The 22,388-nt window shown below is 41.1% G+C and carries 15 protein-coding genes; 8 read left to right on the top strand and 7 right to left on the bottom strand.

The genetic code is table 11. From position 1 onward, the window contains the following. Nucleotides 1-43: 43 nt before the first annotated feature. Complete coding sequence (locus B5Y40_RS26190) at nt 44-2,479, bottom strand: aminotransferase class I/II-fold pyridoxal phosphate-dependent enzyme (RefSeq protein ID WP_079689815.1); 2,436 nt, start codon at nt 2,477-2,479, stop codon at nt 44-46. Nucleotides 2,480-2,652: 173 nt separating this feature from the next. On the opposite strand from B5Y40_RS26190, the gene B5Y40_RS26185 reads away from it, so the two are divergent. After that, nucleotides 2,653-3,030 (top strand): DUF7793 family protein, encoded by a 378-nt coding sequence (locus B5Y40_RS26185; protein ID WP_079689814.1) that lies wholly within the window; start codon nt 2,653-2,655, stop codon nt 3,028-3,030. 6 nt (nt 3,031-3,036) lie between these two features. Here the strand turns inward: B5Y40_RS26185 and B5Y40_RS26180 are convergent, their stop codons facing one another. The 3 genes from B5Y40_RS26180 to B5Y40_RS26170 all read right to left on the bottom strand — a co-directional run bounded on the left by B5Y40_RS26180 (nt 3,037) and on the right by B5Y40_RS26170 (nt 9,833). Next, a complete protein-coding gene (locus B5Y40_RS26180; protein ID WP_079689813.1) occupies nt 3,037-4,917 on the bottom strand; it encodes a PAS domain S-box protein in 1,881 nt (626 codons plus the stop codon). Nucleotides 4,918-4,982: 65 nt separating this feature from the next. Then, nucleotides 4,983-5,795 carry a CheR family methyltransferase gene (locus B5Y40_RS26175; protein ID WP_079689812.1) on the bottom strand — a complete coding sequence of 271 codons (813 nt, stop codon included), beginning with the start codon at nt 5,793-5,795 and terminating at the stop codon, nt 4,983-4,985. Nucleotides 5,796-5,801: 6 nt separating this feature from the next. Continuing rightward, complete coding sequence (locus B5Y40_RS26170; protein WP_079689811.1) at nt 5,802-9,833, bottom strand: response regulator; 4,032 nt, start codon at nt 9,831-9,833, stop codon at nt 5,802-5,804. 634 nt (nt 9,834-10,467) lie between these two features. Between B5Y40_RS26170 and B5Y40_RS26165 the strand changes: the two genes are divergently transcribed. The 5 genes from B5Y40_RS26165 to B5Y40_RS26145 all read left to right on the top strand — a co-directional run bounded on the left by B5Y40_RS26165 (nt 10,468) and on the right by B5Y40_RS26145 (nt 18,017). Then, entirely contained in the window at nt 10,468-11,286 is an 819-nt protein-coding gene (locus B5Y40_RS26165; RefSeq protein ID WP_079689810.1) for a class I SAM-dependent methyltransferase, read from the top strand. 317 nt (nt 11,287-11,603) lie between these two features. Beyond that, on the top strand, nt 11,604-13,343 hold the full coding sequence (locus B5Y40_RS26160) for a GAF domain-containing protein (RefSeq protein ID WP_079689809.1): 1,740 nt from the start codon (nt 11,604-11,606) through the stop codon (nt 13,341-13,343). Nucleotides 13,344-13,580: 237 nt separating this feature from the next. Beyond that, entirely contained in the window at nt 13,581-15,944 is a 2,364-nt protein-coding gene (locus B5Y40_RS26155; protein WP_079689808.1) for an ABC transporter permease, read from the top strand. Nucleotides 15,945-16,106: 162 nt separating this feature from the next. Then, nucleotides 16,107-17,147 (top strand): aldo/keto reductase, encoded by a 1,041-nt coding sequence (locus B5Y40_RS26150; RefSeq protein ID WP_079689807.1) that lies wholly within the window; start codon nt 16,107-16,109, stop codon nt 17,145-17,147. 21 nt (nt 17,148-17,168) lie between these two features. Continuing rightward, a complete protein-coding gene (locus B5Y40_RS26145; RefSeq protein WP_079689806.1) occupies nt 17,169-18,017 on the top strand; it encodes a ThuA domain-containing protein in 849 nt (282 codons plus the stop codon). A gap of 1 nt (nt 18,018) precedes the next feature. On the opposite strand, the gene B5Y40_RS26140 is transcribed toward B5Y40_RS26145, so the two are convergent. Then, nucleotides 18,019-18,249, bottom strand: coding sequence for a hypothetical protein (locus B5Y40_RS26140; protein ID WP_079689805.1), 231 nt, complete (start codon nt 18,247-18,249; stop codon nt 18,019-18,021). A gap of 89 nt (nt 18,250-18,338) precedes the next feature. After that, entirely contained in the window at nt 18,339-18,947 is a 609-nt protein-coding gene (locus B5Y40_RS26135) for an RNA polymerase sigma-70 factor (RefSeq protein WP_159453818.1), read from the bottom strand. Between the two features lie 151 nt (nt 18,948-19,098). Between B5Y40_RS26135 and B5Y40_RS26130 the strand changes: the two genes are divergently transcribed. Then, a complete protein-coding gene (locus B5Y40_RS26130; protein ID WP_079689804.1) occupies nt 19,099-20,115 on the top strand; it encodes a LacI family DNA-binding transcriptional regulator in 1,017 nt (338 codons plus the stop codon). A 129-nt stretch (nt 20,116-20,244) separates the two neighbouring features. Then, nucleotides 20,245-21,564, top strand: coding sequence for an MFS transporter (locus B5Y40_RS26125; RefSeq protein WP_079690020.1), 1,320 nt, complete (start codon nt 20,245-20,247; stop codon nt 21,562-21,564). Nucleotides 21,565-21,572: 8 nt separating this feature from the next. Here the strand turns inward: B5Y40_RS26125 and B5Y40_RS26120 are convergent, their stop codons facing one another. Further along, nucleotides 21,573-22,343 (bottom strand): AMP nucleosidase, encoded by a 771-nt coding sequence (locus B5Y40_RS26120; protein WP_079689803.1) that lies wholly within the window; start codon nt 22,341-22,343, stop codon nt 21,573-21,575. Between the last annotated feature and the right edge of the window lie 45 nt (nt 22,344-22,388).

Genomic DNA, 22,388 nt, shown 5'->3' with positions numbered 1-22,388 from the left:
AAGTAAAAATCTCTACAATATACCAACCCTTAAACGAAGATGATCAGGCGTGAATCGTATGATTCTGGATGCCACCAATCAGCTCAAGTGTGAAGTTATCTTTCGGCTGCACATACGCCACTTTTGGAATTATAGTCGCTCCAACTTTCTTCTTTTCGAAGGCAGCAGTCATTCCAAAATCTATTTTTTTGAAATTAAGTTGATGGGCACGCTTTATAGTTTGGTACAGCATCTGCCTGTATACCTGGTACTGTTGCAGGTAATCATAATCCATACCTATAAAAGATGGAACATAGGTATTACCCATATTTTTATAGCAGAACATTACAGCAACTGGTATACGTTCTTTACGAGGGTCGTATTCTTTTTTCAAGTATGCTACTATAAATTCCCATTGCGGATTTTGTGACATGTTAGCAAACAGCTTTCTTGGAAATGAAAATGTGTTAAGATCAAAATTCCGCGAACGTACATTTTCATATAATCTATGGAACTGATCAATTTCAGTGTCGTTCACTTCTTGTTTGTGTTCGATGTCAAAGTATATTTCGAACGGTTGAATATCACTGCGAAAGTGTTTGCGAGAACGAGCCGATAGCGAAGCCAGGTATTCTTCCTCTGTATTCCAATCCAGGTTTTCAATGATACATGATTCAGGCATATTTACTTTAATGAAACCCTGATTATGGAAAAACTCATTCAATGTATCATCTTGTGTGAAATCACGTAACGCGATCATTGAAGTATGAAGTTCTTCATCCAGCGCTTCAACACGGTCTAATAATAAACGAAGCGCATCATTCATCAATGCGTGTGATCGATCTATATAGCAGTGCTCGCCTTCGGTAAATAACGAGCCCATCCCCAATACGGATGAAGTGAGGTGATATGGATCTTGCTTTCGCTTATCCTCCAATTGTTTGGAAACAGCTGCAGGTGCCAGCATATCATCTTTCCATAATGCTTTACAGAAAAATGTTGCCAGGATAACGTTAGATTGCTGATCACGAATTATAAAATAATGGAACGACCAATTGTGTTCGTCACGTTCATTTGCATTGAATGTTTCTTCTAGAAAAGCTAATCCGTCCCAATCGAATACGCTATGCTTGCCCATCCATTCATTCCAGCTATATTTATCCAGCGCATGTATAGATGTTTCATGCTGTAGTGCAAGATCTTCCTTTACAGGGACTATATCTTTCGCTAACTCATGGACAGGAAGACGGAATGCTTTCCTCACTTTGGTGAGCGTTGTTCCTGTCTCCTCTAATGCTCTTGGGTAATGATGTACCATAGCTTCCACCAGCGCTTTCATTTCTTCACGTTGATTGTGTCGGGAAATAGTAAGCCGCACCCCTGTATTCTTCACTGGCACGCCAGGATAAATTCCAAGGTTAACAAAAAATCCTTCATCCATTAAACGGTTTACAAAGTTATACCCTGTAACCGGCATCCCCGTACCTATATAAAATACGGGGCAGTTGTTACGCTCTATTAGAGGAAGATCTGTTTTACTTAGCAGATCATTGAAATAATTTATATTTTCAGATAACTCCCGCTGCATGGTATAGATCTCATCAGACAGATGTATGTCTGCGGATGCACATGCAGCCGCTACGGATGCCGGTTCAAGCTGTGCAGAGAACGTCAGAGGTCCGCCAAACGTTTTTACTTTTCTGTGCATTTCCATATCAGAGCAAACTAAAACAGCGCCACTTGCACCAAACGATTTGCTTAGTGTACCAAAGAGTAGTACGCGTTCGGGCAATGTTCCGAGTTGGTCCATCACATATCCGGTTCCATGTTTACCAACCCAGCTCATACCATGGACATCATCAAAGTATAGATATAGTTGTGGATATTTATTATAGAGTTGCATCAGTTCCGGTATAGGTGCGCAATCGCCATACATAGAATATATACCATCGGCCAGGTACCATATTTTACTGCAACGAGTGCTCAGTTCCTTGATCTTTTCCTCCAGCATCTCCAGGTTGCTGTGGCGAAGTAATTCTACGGGTATACCACGCGGTTTCAAAAGTTGACATGCGTTATGCATACTCCAATGTGCCTGGTGGTCTATGATCACTGCATCTTCATCACGCACAACGCATGGGATAACGCCAATATGTCCCAAGGTGCTATTTTTAGTAACAACGATAGGGTTGCCATACATTTTGAAGAGCCTCTCTTCCAGTGCACGGTACAAAACAAACGAAACGTATGATTTCGATAATGGGAATTGAGTCCCATATTTTTCAATCGCTTCAATGGCTGCATGTTTTAGTCGTGGGTCTTGTTCCAGGCCGAGATAGCCTGTAGTTCCGAAGTGAAACAAATCGCGTTCGCCAATACGAATGCGTCTACCTGTAAAATGACTGTCTTCGGAGTATAGATGAAGTACGCCACTCTTCATCGCATCTGTAAAAACTTCATCAACGGTATCGAGAAAATTATTGTGCTTGAATTTGGCCATAATGTTGGTGGTAAGTGACTATTATAAAGATAATGTTATAGTTGATTTCTTATCCATGTCTTGTCGGATATGTATGCCATTTTAACGACATTTAATATTACCGGCATATATACTTGCTATGAATGACTGAAAATCGCGTAAATGTTTTAAATTTATAGTGAGTATCGAATACAATGGATAAATCAAGATTTGAGAATGAGCACGCCAGCTTTTGGATTGAAGGTGGCGTAGTATATTTTGTTTATAAAGCGAATAGTGTTGTAAACCTTGAAGCTGCCAAGCAAATTGTTGCGGACAGAATAAAATTTCAACGCGAGATTAACTATCCGGTATATTGTGATATACGCGGCATGAAAAGTGCAGATAAAGATGCACGTAACTATTTAGCCAAAGAAGGCTCTTCGTATACCAAAGGCGTTGCTGTTATGGTAGACAGTCCCATGTCAAAGATCATTGGTAATATATATCTTGGCTTAAATAAACCCACAACTCCAACACGTTTATTTACCGACAAAAACGAAGCTGTGGAATTTTTGAAGCAGTTTGTTTAATAATTTTTATTGCCAATGGGCTGCACCAGGATTTTTGGTTGGTAACGAAAAATGAAATTCCGCACCTTTATTTACTTGTCCTGTTGCCCATACCTTTCCTCCGTGTTTTGAGATAATGCGTTTAATGATTGCCAGCCCTATACCTGTGCCTTCAAATTCGCGTACGCTGTGAAGCCGCTGAAATACACCAAAGAGTTTGTCTACATAGCGCATGTCAAAACCTGCACCGTTGTCTTTCACATAAAATATAGTCTCGTCTTCGCCTTGAGTAGAACCAATTTCTATACACGGCTCTGCCGCCTTGCCCGAATACTTTATCGCGTTTGAAATCAGGTTAATCCAAACCTGTGTTAACAGGGCATGATCACCGTATGAAGGATGCAACGGATGTACCGTGATCGTTGCTTTATGGGGTGTATTGTGATTTATATCTGTAAGAATGCGCTCAACAAGCTGTGCTGTGTTCACAAATAGTTTAGGCACCTCTTTACGCCCCAGCCTTGAAAAATCCAGAAGATCATCAATGAGCTGTCCCATTTTTTTAACATTCTTCTGGATAGTCTTGAAAACAGTTTTCGCTTCTTCATCCAGGTCTTTGCTATAGCTCTCTTCGAGAATGTTGGTATATCCGCTGACAGCGCGAAGAGGTGCGCGTAAATCGTGCGACACTGAATATGAAAATGATTCCAGCTCCTGGTTGGCGGCTTCGAGCTGAACGATGTTGTTCTGAAGTCGTATCGTAAGTTGTCTTATTTGTTCTCCAGTTATTTTTTCATTGGTGATATCGCGCTCAGTTATAGCGACTGATTTTTCGCCGCTGCCAGAATCGATGATCAGTGCGGAAGAGAAAAGTACATCCAATAAAGCTTTTGATTTAGTAATACGTTTTGTTTCGCGTGACTCGATTTTTTCTCCGTTCAATACATAGTGCATGAGCTCTTGTGCTTCATGCTGATGGTCCTGCGGAACGAGGTCCCATAATTTGATCGTGAGTGCTTCTGCTTCAGAATATCCATACAGCTGTTGTGCTCCTTCATTCCATGAGAGTATATCTCCCTGGCTGTTGTGTATATAGGTAGCATCGCGCGATTGCTTAACGATAATCGCAAGGGAGTTTCTTATTTTTTCTGCTTCCTTTACAGCGGTGATATTTCGGGCATTGAAGAACCACTTGTTGTTTTTATTCACAATGTTCCATTGCAACCATACCAGTGCATGCGACTTGCTATAGGACTTTGTCTCGAACGAGATTCGTTCATTGTGATGTGTACGAAGTTGCTGCAATTTTTGCTGATCTTCTACGGAGACAATTCTTGTCAATGAAGTTCCATAGATCTCCTCAGGCTGGTATCCAAGTATAGCCGTAAATGCAGGGTTTACTTCTTCAAACTCAAATGTATCGGCATCCATGATTCCGATGATATCAACACAGTTATCAATTAAGAGCGCAGTTTTTTCAAGGATGAAATTTTTTTCGATCAGTTCTTTCTTCTGCAATTGCAAGGTTAGCAATACGTCTACTTTGGCGCGTGTCACAGCGCGGTCCAGCGGTTTATAGAGATAATCAATAGCACCTTCTTCGAGACCTTTTATAACGAAGTTGTTTCCTTTCTTTTCTGCGGAAGCGAAAATGATAGGTATATCTTTAGTCTGCTTCTTCGATTTTAATACATTCGCGACTTCAAAACCATCCATGCCCGGCATTTGTACATCCAGAATGACCAGGTCAATTTCATGTTGCAGCGCGATCTTGAGGGCTTCATTACCACTGCTGGCTTTGAAAAAGATTCGTCCTTCTTTTGCCAACAACTCCTCCAATACCAATATATTTTCCGGCCGGTCGTCCACCAGAAGAATTGTTGCTGTTTTAATTTTAGGCGCCTCCATGATAAATATATTAATGTATAGCAAACGGAATTAGTAAACTGTCCTATGCATTTCTATCCGGTTGTTTATGTCTTTCTATATAGTTTTTCTTTGTGATCTACTTCCTCGAAACATTCGTTTTTATCGGTGAAGAGCAGCGACTCTTTACTGCCCAGGCCGAGGAATCCTGAGGAACATAAACTGTCATAGAACAAGTTAATAACTTTATTTTGTAATTGCTGATTGAAATAGATCAACACATTGCGGCATACGATAAAATGAAATTCATTGAATGGTTGATCTACCGCAAGATTGTGTGGGGCAAAAATAATATTGTGCTTAAGGGACTGATCAAGTATGGTATAATTATACTTGGCTGTATAATATTCGGAGAATGCCTTTTCGCCCCCAGCTTTCAAATAGTTGCCGGTATATAATTTCATGCTTCCCAACGGATAAATTCCTTCGCGTGCTACTTGCAGAGACTGTTGGTTAATGTCCGTTGCATAAATGATAGAGCGATCCAGCAAGTCTTTTTCTTTTAATAAGATGGCAACTGAATATGCTTCTTCCCCTGTCGCGCATCCGGCAATCCATATTTTAATAGATGTATAGGTAGCGAGCCGCAGTATTATTTTTTCGCGAAGGCTATAATAGAATAAAGGATCACGAAACATTTCTGTGACAGGAATGGAAATATACTGTATAAATTTCTCACAGAGATATTCATCTCGCAAAATTAATGCCCCCAGTTCGTCAAGTGAGTTAAGCCTATGATTATCCATGAACAATATGCTTCTGCGTTTTAATGAAGCCTCATGGTAATCCGTAAAGTCATAGCCATAATGTGCCTGTATAGACTGGAACAATTTCTTAAACACATCTGAGTTTTCTTCCATAACGGTTTATTTATATAGCCATACCCGCATCAACGAAAGCAGCTGCCGTGTATTTACGGGCTTCGTAATGTAATCGGACATACCTGCTGCGATGCATTTTTCGCGGTCTCCTTTCATTGCCTTGGCCGTTAATGCTATAATAGGCAACCGGTTATACTTTCCTGATTTACGAATGGCGGTGGTGGCTTCGTAGCCATCCATCTCAGGCATCATAACATCCATAAGTATAATATCAATGTTGGGATTGTTCTCCAGCACGTTGATTGCCTCTCTACCATTTTCGGCTGTGAGACAGTTTAGACCTTCTTCCTCCAATACATTGGTGAGGGAGTATATATTGCGCATATCGTCATCTACAATCAAAGCGGTTTTGCCTTCCAGTAAAGCATCCGAGCGATGTAGTTTCCGGATTATATTTTGTTTCTCCTGAGGCAAATGTGCTTCTACGCGGTGAAGGAACAACGTGGTTTCATCCAGCAGACGTTCATACGAGTATGCCGTTTTTAGCACCACGGTATTGGCAAGTTTCGTAAGTCTTTTGTTCTCTTCTTCAGTGAGATCCTGAGCAGCATAAACAATCACCGGTATAGTATTCAACTGTTCGTTCGACTTAACCTTTTCCAGGAAGGTAAAGCACGATACATCCGGCATACTGAGATCAATGATTACGCAATCCACTGTACCATCCGTCATGATCCGATAAGCCTCATCGCATGAATATGCAGGGATGCATTCAACATCACCATTGCCAATCATCTCACGCATGGCTTGATTACCCTGCGGATCGCTTTCAATAACCAGCAGTCGTTTATACTTTCGATTTGCAAAGTCTTCTAACTTATCGAATACCTTTTGCATGTCTTCTTTTCGCACCGGCTTCTTGACAAAGTCAAACGCACCGAGCTTCATCGCTTCCTTCTTCATGCTATACCCGGAAATGATTTGTATAGGTATATGGCGATGACTCGGATCGCTCTTCAACTGTCGGAGTACTTCTGTTCCATCGACATCCGGTAACTTCATATCCAGTAATATAGCATCGGGTTTATATTGCCGGGCATAGTGCAACCCCGTGATTCCGCGATGTGCTATAATACCTTTATAGTGTCGTTCGCGTACAAATGAAAGTAAGACCTGTGCAAATTCTTTATCATCTTCAATGATGAGGACCGTCCGGCTGTTTTCTTCCAGTATAGCACGATCGTCATCGGTCTCTTCTTCCACTGCTGCATAGATCTTTTCAAGATTTGATGCCGAAGGTAGTATGTCTTTTGTTTTTGCTTCTGCGGATGCAGTGGTCGCTATTGAAGGTTCTGTGCTTTCGGGATGAATCAACGGCAGATATAGTGTAAATGTACTTCCTTTACCTTCTTCACTTTCAAGGTGTATTTCGCCCTGTAACAATCCGGAAAGTTCGCGGCATATCGAGAGTCCTAATCCGGTTCCGCCATACTTGCGTTTATCGGTACTGTCTACCTGCCGGAAGGCTTCAAATATAATTTCCTGTTTGTCTTTTTGAATTCCTATGCCAGTATCAATCACTGAGAATGCAACAACATCGGGTGTAGTTCTTTTTATAGCACGTAGCTCTACATTGGCAAGGGGTGGATGAATGGCCAATGAGACTGTGCCACCTGTCGGAGTAAATTTGAAAGCATTAGAAAGTAAATTACGAAGGATTTGTACCAGCCGTTGCTTATCGGTTTCAATGATTTTATTATAGCCTGGTGTAATATCGATTTTAAATTCGATGGATTTATTCTTTGCTACCTGTGCGAACATCATGGAGAGGTCACTGACAATTTCCCCGAATGAAAATTTGTCAATCTCGAGATCCATTTTTCCTGCTTCTACTTTTGACAGATCGAGTATATCGTTGATCAGCGTAAGCAACTCGTTCCCGGAGTTGTAAATAACATGTGCGTATTTTAATTCCTTTTCAGTAAGTGAATCATTTTTGTTTTCGAGAAGCAGCTGTGTGAGTATAAGTATACTATTCAAAGGCGTTCGCAACTCATGTGACATGTTCGCCAGGAATTCTGATTTATACTTACTAACGGATTCAAACTCCAGCGCTTGTTCCTCAACTACTGCTTTTGCTTTTTCAAGCTGCTCTTTTTCATTCTCCAGTAAATTGGCTTTTTCTTCAAGCAGCGCATTGGACTCCTGTAATTCTTCCTGTTGTGCTTTTAAGTCTGCTTCCGATTTTTCAATAGATTCAAGTTTCTCAAGGAGCTCATCGTTGAATTGCCGGAGTTCTTCCTGCTGCGATTCGAGTTCTTCTGCCTGGTGCTGCGTTTCTTCCAATAGTGCTTTGAGCTGCACACGTGACTGCGATGAGTTGAATGCTATCGCTATATTGTTTCCAATCATCTGCAGATATTCAAGTGCAAGAGGAGTGAAGGGATGTAAGGCACCAACTTCCAACACACCTTTTACTTTGCCGATGTACATGAAAGGAAATACGAGTATATTTCCGGGGGTTCGGTTGCTTGTTGCCGAAGAGATTTTCATATACTCCTCCGGTACGTCTTCAACCACTATATACTTATTGCTTTGCGCTGCCTGGCCTACAAGCGATTGTCCTAATACAAATGATTCTCTGTCAGTGGTAGTTTGAAGTGCATAACTACCGGTTAAATATAGATGGCCGTTTTCCAGAAGATATATAGCACCCACCTGTGCTTTCAGGTAGTTTGCTATTTGTGCTATAATATCATTGGCCAGGATGTGGATTTCTTTTTCTTCACGTAGCACATTATTCAACTCATGATTTCCGGCCAGGAGCCAGGCTCGCGTTTCTTTTTCTTCGGAGAGTGTCCGAAGATTTTTCTTCATATTATAGAGTGCCTTTCCTAAAATATCAAGGTCACTTCGCACCGTTATTTCAGCATGATAATCGCCTTTGCCTATAGCGTCAGCAAGCTGCACATATCCTTTAAATACAGCAATCATTTGGTTGAATGACGTGGCCAGTTGTCCCATTTCATCTTGCGTTGAAATATCAAGCTTGAAGTTTATATCGCCATTCATAACGCGTTCCGTGGCGTCTTTCATTTTACCAATGGACCCTGCAACTTCTTTTATGGTGATGAGCGAAATAACGAGGAGCGTAAATACTACGAGAAGGGCAAGTATACTATTCCTAATCAGCGATGATGTAATGGTTTTTAATTCCAGATTTATATTTTCCTGAATGGTGTCCAGTATTTTGGCTTCAATTGTATAGAGTGTATTGACGGAAGCATTTACATTCGCCAGCCATTCTTTGGAGTCTAACGCAGTCATTGTTGTAAATCCACGTATAAAAGCAGAGTCTATAGCAGATTGCGTCTGCACGACTGATGGGTTTGATATATAACTTGTTTGCACATATTGCAGAAGCGCGGGTGAAGTATACTTTTTGAACTTATATAAATTGATATCAAACTTTCCTTTTACTGCCGAGAAATTGCCATAGCCATTTCCCTGAAAGCCCTGGCTACTTGCAGCGAGGAATAAGTCATTCCTGATTTGCGACAGAAATTCTTTCGCGTACAATAAAAATTGGAGGCATTCTAATTGTTTCTTTATATCAATGTTTTCGGCAGCTTCACCGATATCATTTATAATATTGAGCAAACAGAGATTGATACTGTCCACATTATGCTGGGTCTGTGTGGATTCGTTGCTTCGAAGCTTTATGATTGCGGTAAGAGAATCAATATCCCTACCGTTGTTTTTAAAGCGATGATAAAATTCCTGTAGATCTGCGAGTGTCTTGCTGGTTTGTCCTTCTTGCTGTTGCCAGGCCTCTTTGTCAGCAGGTGAACGACTTGACGAAAAAATAACTGCCGCTGTGCGCTCATGTTGCAGCTGATGAATGAGGTCTCCAATTTTTGCAGTTGCCTGAAGATTCTGAGCGATTTGAATGTTTGTCTTCCGTAACTCCAGCTGTGTTGTAATGGTCTTTTGCAGAAAGTATAAAACAATGGAAAAAGGAAGTACGATGAGGAGGATAAGTTTATTTCGAATAGAAAGATTCTTCAAGAATTTCATTTGAACAATGTTATTACCAAACGCTTACAACTCCACCACCTTATGCTTCGTGCTTGGAAGGGATCTTCCTGGTGGCCGGAGAATAAATAACTTATTAAACTATATCCTGATCCAACCAGTGTATATGCACTGGCGGAACAACGGTTATTAAATCTAGTGATCTGTTGTTGAATAGTAAAGAGATATTTTCTTCCTATAGCGATTTAATAAATGTGTAAACGGAAGCGCTATAGATGCGGATTTACTTTATGTGCAAGAGATTGGTAAATGTTTAAACACTAAACAATGTAGCTACTAGCATTTCGAATTCCACAAAAGCTATATCCGCAACATGCTATATCATTTGCCAACGTTCAATCACGATGCTACTTCATAAGTATATCGTATTGGAGACCTGTGATATGAACCTATCATCGCAACTGGATTGCGATTTATGATGAACTTTCTGATGGTGATTGGACAACGTCACAAAAAGACACGAGAACTTCGCTACATCCAACAGTGCATCATTTCGGTAAATCTTCCCCTTCAATAATTTATCTCTTAAATGTAAGAGGATGACCAAAAAACGAGAAATATTTTTTTTGAAAAAACTTAGATTTACAACGTTAACATACCCTAACACCTATTCTAAATGATTAATTTTATCATCTATGTCCTAAAGCGTTTTGCCTGGTTTAAAAGACTGAACGCAAAAATCACGTACGAGATCTTAGCGAAGTATATCCCTGCCAGCAACTGGCAATTCATGAACTACGGATATATTGCAACAAAAGAAGAAAGCAAACTTTGCATCACACAACATCAAGGGACACAGTTTTATCCTTTGTGTATGTACCACTATCTCGCCTCCATGGCCGAAATAAGGGGAAAACATATACTTGAAGTGGGAAGTGGCAGAGGAGGCGGAGCCAAGCATGTAACCTCTTTCTTTAGCCCCTCACTTTATATTGGTATGGATCTGGCACAAAGTGCGGTTGATCTGGCAAGCAAACTTCACAACTCGTCTAATCTTAAATTTATTCAGGGAAGTGCAGAAAGTATACCGTTGGCTGATAATTCTGTAGATGTAGTGCTCAACGTTGAATCAAGTCACGCTTATGGATCGGTTGAGAAGTTTTTAGATGAAGTAAGGCGTGTTCTTAAGCCTGGAGGATATTTGCTATTGGTTGATTTCAGATCGAAAGAAAACATGGCTGTATTCAAGGAACAGCTGCTTGCCTCGGGGCTGGATTGTCTCGGTGAAGAAGATATCAGCGACAATGTTGTTCGTTCCATTGAAGCAGAAGATGAGAATAAGAAAAAGCATATCGAGTCGCTCGTTCCACCACGTTGGCAAAAACTTTTTAATGAATTTGCAGGCGTTGTAGGATCTAAATTCCATTGCACGTTAAAAGACAGATCACGTTTGTACTACCGATTTGTTTTACAAAAATCAGCCATGGCTGCTTAGTCTGTTCATACCCGCTATATATACTATATCTCTTCATAAAGGCTTCACTAATATTAACAGTTGTCTTTATGAAGAGATTTTAGCCGTTACCGTTTAATTCTCACTTTTTTTTGTCTCTTATCCCGCTACCCCGTTGTTTTCATTGACCTGTTAAGTGCTCTGTAGCAACAATTTTTGGTAGCTAGGTGAAAATACGGAGTTGTTAATCTGTATTTAATCTATCACAACCTCATGGATAACCCGGTGTTCACGACTTTATTCTTCCTACCATCTTTGTGGGTATGTATATAGTGTCAAAGGCTTAATCCAATCATTGAATGAAAGAGTTTATCAGGAAGAACACCATCGTAGTGGCCGTTACGCTTGTAGCAGTTTTGCTAATCGTAAATGCACTCTCTATTTACAAGAACAGGGATACAATCGCCAGGAACAATGCGATTCGTAAACAATCCGAAGGTATAATTAAACAAACGGATAATCTTGTCAGCTATCTTTTGCATAGTATGGACCTGGGACTTAGAGCGTATGGAGTAACAAAGAACCCCGCCATGTTGGGGCCGCTGGAAGGAGCGACTTCGAATACTGATTCTTTATTTCAAATGTTGAAGACAGATCTCCAAGAACAATCCTATGATGTGTCTGAATTGCAGGAGCTCCATAAAGATTTTAGTGACTATGGTACATACTGTTTTAAGATGGTCGAGATGGTAAAGTTGGATAGTATGAATGCTTTTCAGCAAATGCTTGAGGAGGACCGAGGATTACAGCTATGGTCGCACTGGAAAGATGTAGGAAGTAAAATCCTTACATATGAAAATGCAATGAACCAGGAAGCTGAGGCGAGCTATAAAGCAGCTATGGACAATAACCTATATCTACAGATTTTTATTCTGTTGATTGGCCTGCCGACATTAGTGTTTATCGTAGTGAAATTAAGGAATGATGGCAAGGAACGACTTACGCTGTTGTCTGATCTCGAAAAGAATAATCGTCAATATGTATTTAATCCTGGGGCTGCTGTCGAATTTCATAGACCGGAAGAAGTAATCGAACACTCTATTCGCAATTTTCAAAACGCAAGTCAATTCATTGAAAGTATATCGCAGGGTAAGTATGATGCTACGTGGGCAGAGCTAAACGAAACAAATCAAAGTCTCAATGAAACAAACCTTGCGGGAAGACTTACAAAAATGCGTGATCAACTCAAGCAGCTAAAGAAGGATGAAGAGAAGCGGTTATGGAGCAATGAAGGCTTAACGAAATTTACCGAGATCGTAAGAAACCATCAGCAAAACTTATCGGATCTCTCCGGGGAGATTATTATATACCTGACCAAGTATATGGGAGCGCAGCAGGGCGGATTATTTGTGTTGAATGATGCAAATGGAACTGAATATCTTGAACTGATGGCGTGTTATGCGTACGACCGTAAGAAATATATAGAGCGTAAAATTGATATTGGCGTTGGCTTGATCGGACAAGCTTTTCTGGAAGGCGAAACAACAATGCTTACGAAAGTGCCGAAAGGATATGCCTATATTAGTTCGGGGATGGGTGAAACCATTCCGGGTTGTGTTCTGATAGTGCCGCTGAAATACAACGGTAAAATTGAAGCGATCATTGAGCTTATTGGATTGAATAAATTTGAAGCGCATGAGGTATCATTTCTTGAAAAAGCAGGAGAGTTTGTTGCTGCAGCCTTGCAGAGTGTAAGAACTACCGACAGAATGCACCATCTTTTAACGGACTCTCAACGGCAAGCTGAAATCATGCGTGCTGCTGAAGAAGAAATGCGTCAGAATATGGAAGAGCTTTCATCGACACAAGAAGAAATCCAGCGCAGGGAAATAGAATCAGGAGAACGGATCAAACAATTGGAAGAAGAACAAAAGGCTCTTTACCTGAAACTACAGCAGGAAGAAAAACTTAATAAGGAGAATCAACTAAGCAATTCTGCTTTGGCCAACGCACTAAAAAAATTACAGGAACGTGAAGCTAACTTAACTGAGCAGCTGGAGCGTTTAAAGGATACAAGTTTGCCCGGATACAATGAATAATTTCAATTTGTGATTCCAGCAAGTACGGTAGCATAATTGTTTAACTATAGCGACACAAATGATCGCTTTCGAACAGTTTATTTTCTATGAATGGGCACTTGCCTTTTGAACACGTAGGGTAAAGAGCAAATTGATTCGGAAATGCAGCTTTTGGATCATGGCATTTGTTTCGTATAGGTTTATTGGGAACGTAAAATTCCTGGTAAACTGAATTAAAACAATTATACTTATACAGGTATGCTGCGACACAACTTGCTCCTCATCTATAGAAACTTTAAAAAGTTTAAAAGCACTTTCTTCATAAACCTGATTGGATTATCCACAGGTTTGGCTTGTACGCTGTTAATATACCTGTGGGTAAAGGATGAACTGAGCGTTGATAAATTTCTAGAGAAGGATAGTCAGTTATACCAGGTGCAGGAGCACCGTGTAAAGTCGAATGGGATATGGACATCTCCCACTACGTCTGGGCCACTGGCAGAAACCTTGACCAGCGAAATGCCGGAAGTAGAGTACTCAGCTTCGGTTACCCGACCCGATAGAATAACGCTTTCGGTTGACGATACTAATCTCAAAACCTTGGGACGGTCTGCAGGGAAAAACTATTTCAAAATTTTCTCATATAGACTGATCGATGGGAACCGTGATAATGTATTGACGGATAAGAATTCCATTGTGATATCAGATGCATTGGCAATCCGGTTATTTAATACCACCGAAAACCTTATCGGCAAACCGATTGAACTTGATAATGAGTCAAAATTATTTGTTACCGGTATATTTAAGAAAATGCCGCTCAATGCATCCGACCAATTCGATTTTGTTCTTTCGTTTGAAAAATTTAAAGAAGGAAGAAGTTTTCTTGAAACCTGGAACAGCACGTCAGTACTTACCTATATATTGCTAAAAGAAGGTACGGATGTAAAGGCTTTTGATCAAAAGATAAAAGACCTGGTAAAAGTAAAAACGGATAATAACGTAACACACCGTACACTATTTACGAAGCAATATTCTAAAAACTATCTCTATGGTAAATATGAGAATGGTGTACTGACAGGTGGTAGAATCACATACGTCAAGCTATTCTCTATCATCGCTATATTTATATTGGTAATTGCGTGCATCAATTTTATGAACTTGTCTACTGCCAAAGCTTCGCGTAGAATTAAGGAAGTAGGTATAAAAAAAGCAGTAGGGGCGGCTCGTAAGACATTGATCTATCAATACCTGGGAGAGTCGCTGTTGTTAAGCTTCCTGTCACTGTTGTTAGCCATTCTTATCGTAGATATAGCGCTTCCACATTTTAATATTATTACAGGTAAATATCTCGCTTTGAATTTTAATCCAGCGTTGATCCTTTCCTGTATTGGTGTCTCCATTTTTACCGGTATTGCTGCCGGCAGTTACCCCGCTCTATATTTGTCAGGATTTAATCCCGCTACAGTTCTGAAAGGAAAAATTAATACTGCAATAGGGGAGTTGTGGGCACGGAAAGGATTAGTAGTTTTTCAATTTGCACTGTCGGTTATCTTTATCGTTTCGGTACTCGTGGTATATAAACAAATCGAGTATGTGCAATCTCAAAACCTCGGGTATAACAAAGATAACGTCCTATATTTTCCGCGTGAAGGAAAGATGTGGCAAGAAGAACCACTCGAGAGTTTTATCGCAGGTATACGTGCGATACCGGGAGTAATGAGCTCATCGAGTATAAGTCATACGATGACAGGGCATAACAGCGGTACCTATGGTGTTGTATGGGAAGGTAAAGCGGAGGACGATGCTACAGAATTTGAAAACTTCACCGTTAATTACGACATGATGGAAACGCTGGGGATAGAAATGAAGGAAGGGCGTACGTTTTCTAAAGAGTTTGGCGCGGATAGTTCGAAGATCATTTTTAATGAAGCAGCGATCGAATTTATGGGATTGAAAGATCCGATAGGAAAGACTGTAAAGCTATGGGGTGAAGAGATGCAGATCATCGGTGTTGCAAAGGATTTTCATTTTGAATCACTGCACGAAAAAGTGAAGCCGGTGTTTTTCAGGTTGGAACCCGGTGATACCTATCTTGTTATGAGCAAACTTGCTGCAGGTGCTGAAGCAGAAACAATCGGACGAATTAAAGATTACTATCAGAAAGTGAACCCCGGCTTTATATTCGAGTATAAATTTCTGGATAACGAGTATCAGGCGCAATATGTAGCGGAACAACGTGTAGCATTGCTTTCGCGGTACTTTGCAGGCCTCGCCATTCTTATATCATGTTTGGGATTATTTGGTCTCGCTGCCTTTACCGCAGAAAGAAGGCTAAAAGAAATAGGCATCAGAAAAGTATTGGGATCAAGTGAATTCGGTATAGTATACTTACTCTCTGGCGACTTCACTAAAATGGTTATTCTGGCAATTTGTATAGCCTGCCCGGTGAGTTATATACTTTTAAAATTCTGGTTGAGTGATTTTGCGTACAAGATCGATCTTACCGCATGGTACTTTGTAGGAGCTGGCATTATGGCCTTGCTCACAGCCTGGATAACGGTAGGGGTACAGGCCATTAAAGCAGCCCGCGTCAATCCGGTGAAATGCCTTAAAGATGAGTAATTCAAATTGTATTACAATATGGTGTCACTCTTCCGGATGTATACAAAGGTTTCCACTTAAATAATGAAATGGTAGTTTCTCTTTTTAATTTTTAGTTTTATATAGGCATATCTGATTAATCACAAGTATGCGTTAGTATAATCTTAAAAGTTATAAACAACCATGGAATATAGACAACTGGGAGCATCAGGTTTACGAGTACCTGTATTAAGCTTTGGAACTGCTACCTTCGGAGGACACGGCGATTTTTTTAAAGCCTGGGGCGCTACGCAAGTAGAAGAAGCCAGGCACTTGATAAATCTTTGCCTCGATGCTGGTGTAAATATGTTTGATACTGCGAATGTATACTCTGCCGGTCTCTCGGAAGAGATCTTCGGAAAAGCTATACTGGGACAGCGTGATAAAATATTGATTTCCACAAAAGCTACTTTTCCAACCGGGAAGGGTGTCAATGACTATGGATCTTCGCGTTATCACCTGATACGTGCTTGTGAAGAAAGTCTGAAGAGACTTCAAACAGATTACATTGATATATACCATCTGCATGGTTTTGATGCCAATACTCCGGTAGAAGAAACACTTAGTGCCTTACATACCCTTGTGCAAAGTGGTAAGGTTCGTTATATAGCATGCTCTAATTTTTCAGGTTGGCATTTGATGAAGTCTCTCTCGGTTTCCGAACGGTACGGCTGGACAAAATATATAGCGCATCAAGCGTATTACTCGCTGGTGAACCGCGATTTCGAATGGGAACTTATGCCACTCGGTATTGATCAGAATGTCGGCACCATCGTGTGGAGCCCACTGGCCTCCGGGCTTTTAAGTGGTAAGTATAGACGCAATCAACCAATGCCTGCGGATGCACGGATCGCTCAAGGCGGAAGTCCGGTTCCCGCGTTTGCTGTTTCAGACGATGTATTTTATAAAATCATTGACGTACTCGATGAGTTGTCACAAGAAACAGGGAAGAGTATAGCACAGATATCATTAAACTGGCTTTTGCAGCGACCAACGGTTTGCAACATCATTATAGGTGCTCGAAATGAAGAACAACTGAAACAGAACCTCGGTGCAGTGGGATGGAATCTGACTACCGAACAGGTTAAGAAACTTGATGCTGCCAGCGAAGTGCCAGTAATCTATCCATACTGGCACCAACGTCAATTCGCGATGTTGAATGCTGCGCCAGTCTTGTATAAATAGTGAAGATGAAAAATATTATACATGTATATAAGCAAATGCCTGCTTTGTTTGGTATATAGTATAGCGTGCTATATACTTTGCGTTTGTTCGGGTTCTGCTGTGTATGCACAGAGTACTCAATTTAATGTGCTGGCATTCTATACGGCAAAGCATGATGCCGCGCACATTAGCTATGTACACGAAGCGAACCGATGGTTTACACAGGCTGCTGCAAAGTATAATTTTCGATATGATTCCACCAATAACTGGAACAAACTGAATGCAGAGTATCTTTCGCATTACCAGGTTGTATTATTTTTAGATACGCGTCCGGACTCAACTACACAACGCGATGCTTTTCGCAAGTATATGGAACAAGGTGGAGCCTGGATGGGATTTCACTTTGCTGGCTTTGCGCTTACACCGTCTGCCTATCCTCAGAATTGGGACTGGTATCATTCAGACTTCCTTGGTGCGGGTGAGTATAAGGGAAATACATGGCGACCTACTTCCGCTATACTTCGTATAGAAGACAGAAAGCATCCGGTAACGAAACGTCTTCCGGTAACTTTTAAGTCATCACCAAACGAATGGTATAGTTGGAAAAACGACTTGCGTAAAAATCCTGCTATAAAAATATTGTTGTCAATTGACTCCACGAGTTTTCCTTTGGGCACCGGTCCAAAGCAACATGAGGTCTGGCACAATGGCTACTACCCTGTTGCATGGACTAATACTAAGTATAGAATGATCTATATAAATATGGGCCACAACGATATAGATTACGAAAAGGGGACGGACAAAACGTTATCGTTCACATTTGAAAACGATAATCAAAATCAATTCATTATAGATGGATTGGTGTGGCTGGCTGGCAGAAAGAAGAAATAAGTTAAATCAAATCTTCTCTCTTAAAGCGATTGTGTAATTTTTCGAACGCTCTCGTTGCGTCAAATTCGTCCAATGATGGTAAAGGAAGTTTATCGGAGAGCTGATCAACTTCTGATTTCAGCGAGGGGTTTTCAGCCCAGAGTATATCCAGTTTGGCTAAATCTTGCTGGCTGGTTTCTGCCTTAAGATACCGCTTAATAAGAGACCATTCCTGCGTGTTCAGTCTTTTCATTTAAATACTGTATACTAATGAAAAGACGAATTTATGATCGTATTACCCTGAATAAAAAATGAATGAATTTTTATCAGGGCAAAGTATACTTAAGCAGCACGCAGAGAACCGCGAAGGTGCTTCAGTGCCCGGCTCATCTGTGTTTCTACAGTCTTGATGCTGATATTAAGCTTGGTGGCAATTTCTTTATACTTGAACCCATGGTCACGGCTCAGTTCGAAGATCAGCCGGCATTGTCTGGGCAAACTGGCGACTGATTTTTCTACGCGGGAATTAAACTCCTGCTGAATCAGCAGTTCCTGACTGTCAATGTTTTCAGCGGCCAGCTGCGTGATTTCGTCCAGGTCGCACCAGATCGTTTTCTTTATTTTGCGCAGATAATCAAAGGCGCGATTGCGCACTGCAGTATATAGATACGCTTTAGGCGATGTCATGGTAATCTGCTCGCGGTTCTTCCATATAGTATAGAACACATCGCTCACAAGTTCTTCAGCCACTTCCTTTACATGCACAAACTTGACACAGAAAACGCACAGATGCGGGTACATATCTGTAAACAATTTCTGGAAGGCTGCGTAGTCGTTTTTCTGAAGGATCCGGTCCATGAGAAGGTTTATGTCTGAAGCATCCTTTGATGTTCCCGGGAATTTTGAGGCGCTTTCTGAATAAATAGTTGTAACTGGTATAGGCTTATTCATATTACGAAATCGATTGATTGATCTAATTTTCAACTTTTTTTCAAGTATTCCTGCTTTTGTTGAAACATTTTTTACAAAATTTTTCCGAGACCGTTCCCGGGAACGGGAACAAATGCTATTTTTATGAGATCCTGATTTCCACCTGAAGCTCATGCAGAAGAAAGTCATTACTATTAAAGACATTGCCCGTATGTTGGGCATTTCGAAATCAACTGTATCACGCGCACTGGCCGGCCGCTCCGATATTCATCCGGAGACAAAACGAAAAATTCTTGATCTAGCCAGTCAGTTGCAATATGAACCGAATACGCTTGCTATAAATCTCAAGCAACAAAAAACCAATACTATAGGAGTAATCGTGCCTGAGACTATAAATCGTTTTTTTGCGCGTGCCATTGGTGGTATACAAAAGCAAGCAGACATGGCGGGCATGAACGTAATGATCTGTCAGTCGAACGAATCCTATATAGCAGAGAAGAAGAATCTTCATTCACTGGTCTCCAGCAGAGTAGATGGCATCATTGTGTCGATCTCTACAGAAACTGATCGATCCGATCACTTCGTGTCCTTAACCGAAAAAGGTATACCGCTTGTATTCTTCGACCGGGTATTCGAAGATATAGTAGCATCGCAGGTGGTTACAAATAATTACGAGATTGCCATGGAAGGTACTGAGCATCTGATTGAGCAAGGTTGTAAGCGCATTGCTTTTGTCACGGGACCGGAGCATTTATTTAACAGTCGAAGTCGCCTGAGCGGATACCTCGATGCACTACGCAAACATAATGTGCAAGTGAAGGATTCATATATAGTACATTCTCATTATCGAAGCGATAAAGTAGAAGAGTATACACGCTACCTTCTCAATTTACCACAGCGACCAGACGCTATCTTTGCGATCAACGACTATGCGGCTCTTGAAATGATTCATATCATGAAGAAGAGCGGACTCCGTATTCCTCAAGATGTAGCAGTGCTTGGTTTTAACAATGAGAATCTCTGTCGCTTTGTAGAGCCTTCACTGAGTAGCATCGATCATCCGGCACATGATATTGGTGCAAGTGCTGCAGAGATCCTCATCAATCACATCCGCCACCAGGATCTGAAACCTGAAAAACGTGTTATAAAAAGCAATCTTATTATTCGTGAATCAACGGAAGTGAAATAGAAATGTACGATGCAGATATAAACCCTGCAGCAGTGCAATAAGCCGCCTTTGTTTTAAAAATTGGGGATGCTGTTAAGGGGTTTTGTTTTGAGAGCCGAATTCATAATCTTGTATAATCAAAAGTCTATTATGAACGGAATAAGCGTTGCAGCGCAATTGAACAATCCGAAGACTGTGCGCGCATGGTATATGTATGACTGGGCGAACTCGGTTTATTCTCTCGTAATTACCACGGCTATTTTTCCAATTTACTATAAAGCGATTGCGGTAACCAACGGTACCGATACGGTACAGTTCATAGGCTTCAGCATTCAGAACTCTGTGCTATATTCATACGCGTTGTCTTTTTCTTTTCTGATAGTCGCAGCTATACTTCCGCTACTTTCAGGCGCAGCTGATTATACCGGCAACAAAAAGATGTTCATGAAATTTTTTGTATGGTTGGGAAGCTTGTCCTGTATGGGCCTATACCTCTTCGATGATATTAACACACTTGAATGGGGAATAGCATGCTCTATTCTGGCAAGTATAGGTTACTCCGGCAGCCTCGTTTTTTATAATGCTTTCCTGCCCGAGATTGTGAGTCATGACAAGTATGATGTTACCAGTGCAAAAGGATTTTCCATGGGCTACTACGGCAGTGTTATACTCATGGTAATCTGTTCGGTGATTATTATGAACCATAAGCTTTTCTATTTTTCAACGGAAGGTGAAGCAACGCGATTTTCTTTTCTGTTAGTAGGAGTATGGTGGATTGGTTTTTCGATGATTCCATTCGCGATCCTTCCGGATAATCCGTATGCAAGAAAAGCCGTGGGCAATATCTGGACAAAAGGATATGAGGAAATAAGAATGGTGTGGAGGAGCCTTCATACCCTTCCAAACCTGAAGCGATACCTTGCTGCTTTCTTTTTTTATAACATGGGAGTGCAGTCGGTGATGTACCTGGCAACGCTTTTTGGTACCGATGTATTACACTTGAAAACCGACAGCCTGATTATGACCGTGGTGATTATCCAACTGGTTGGATCTATAGGGGCCTGGTTGTTTGCAAAAGTATCGCAGTCAAAAGGGAATCTATACTCCTTGATGATCATGATCGTCATCTGGGTGGGAGTATGCATAGGAGCTTACTATGTAACTACAGAGTATCAGTTTTACGGACTGGCATTTGTAGTCGGCATGGTAATGGGAGGGATTCAATCCTTATCGCGCGCCACGTATTCAAAACTTATTCCCCACGATACAGTGGACCACACGTCTTACTTCAGCTTTTATGATGTAACCTATAACTTGTCCATCGTGCTGGGTACATTCTCGTATGGCTTCATCGATCACATAACAGGGAGCATGCGCTATAGCGCACTCACCCTGGGATTATACTTTATTATAGGGATGCTCATTCTTTTCAGTGTTAATCGCGAGGCCATCCGAAAAGATATAGCCTGAGCAGGCGATTAGTATTGAAGATGCTTTACCGTAACACCGTTGTTGATCAACTGGCGTAATGAATCGATTCCAATTCTCAAATGAAGTTCGACGTACTTTTGTGTAACGGTCAGATCACTTACTTCAGTCTTTACACCTTCAGGCACCATCGGTTGATCCGATACCAGTAACAAAGCTCCTGTCGGAATTTTGTTGTAGAACGCTGTAGAGAAGATGGTAGCCGTTTCCATATCTATAGCCTGCGCACGGATCTTGCGAAGATATTCTTTAAACTCTTCATCCCATTCCCATACTCGGCGGTTCGTAGTATATACTGTGCCAGTCCAGTAATCTTGTTTGTAATCACGTATAGTTGTAGAGATTGCTTTTTGTAAGGCAAATGAGGGCAACGCAGGAACCTCAGCAGGGAAGTAGTCATTCGATGTTCCTTCACCGCGTATAGCAGCAATCGGTAAGATTAAGTCACCGATATCATTTTTCTTTTTCAAACCTCCACATTTTCCGAGGAAGAGTGCTGCTTTGGGCTGGATCGCACTGAGGCAATCCATAATGGTTGCTGCATTCGGACTGCCCATACCAAAATTGATAATGGTGATACCTTCTGCTGTAGCACTTCGCATCGCGCGATCGAGTCCGGTAATGGGTGTGTTATGCCATTCGGCAAACATCTTCACGTAATTGTCAAAGTTGGTCAGCAGTATATATTCTCCAAACTTGTCGAGCGGCTGGCCGGTGTAGCGAGGAAGCCAGTTTTCTACTATTTCTTTCTTTGTTTTCATACTTCTAAAAATACCAAATCATTGGCGATTGGTAATGATGAGCGG

Origin of the sequence: Ohtaekwangia koreensis (assembly GCF_900167975.1) — a bacterium.
Lineage (GTDB): Bacteria > Bacteroidota > Bacteroidia > Cytophagales > Cyclobacteriaceae > Ohtaekwangia > Ohtaekwangia koreensis.
This window is presented reverse-complemented; position numbering and strand designations above follow the sequence as displayed.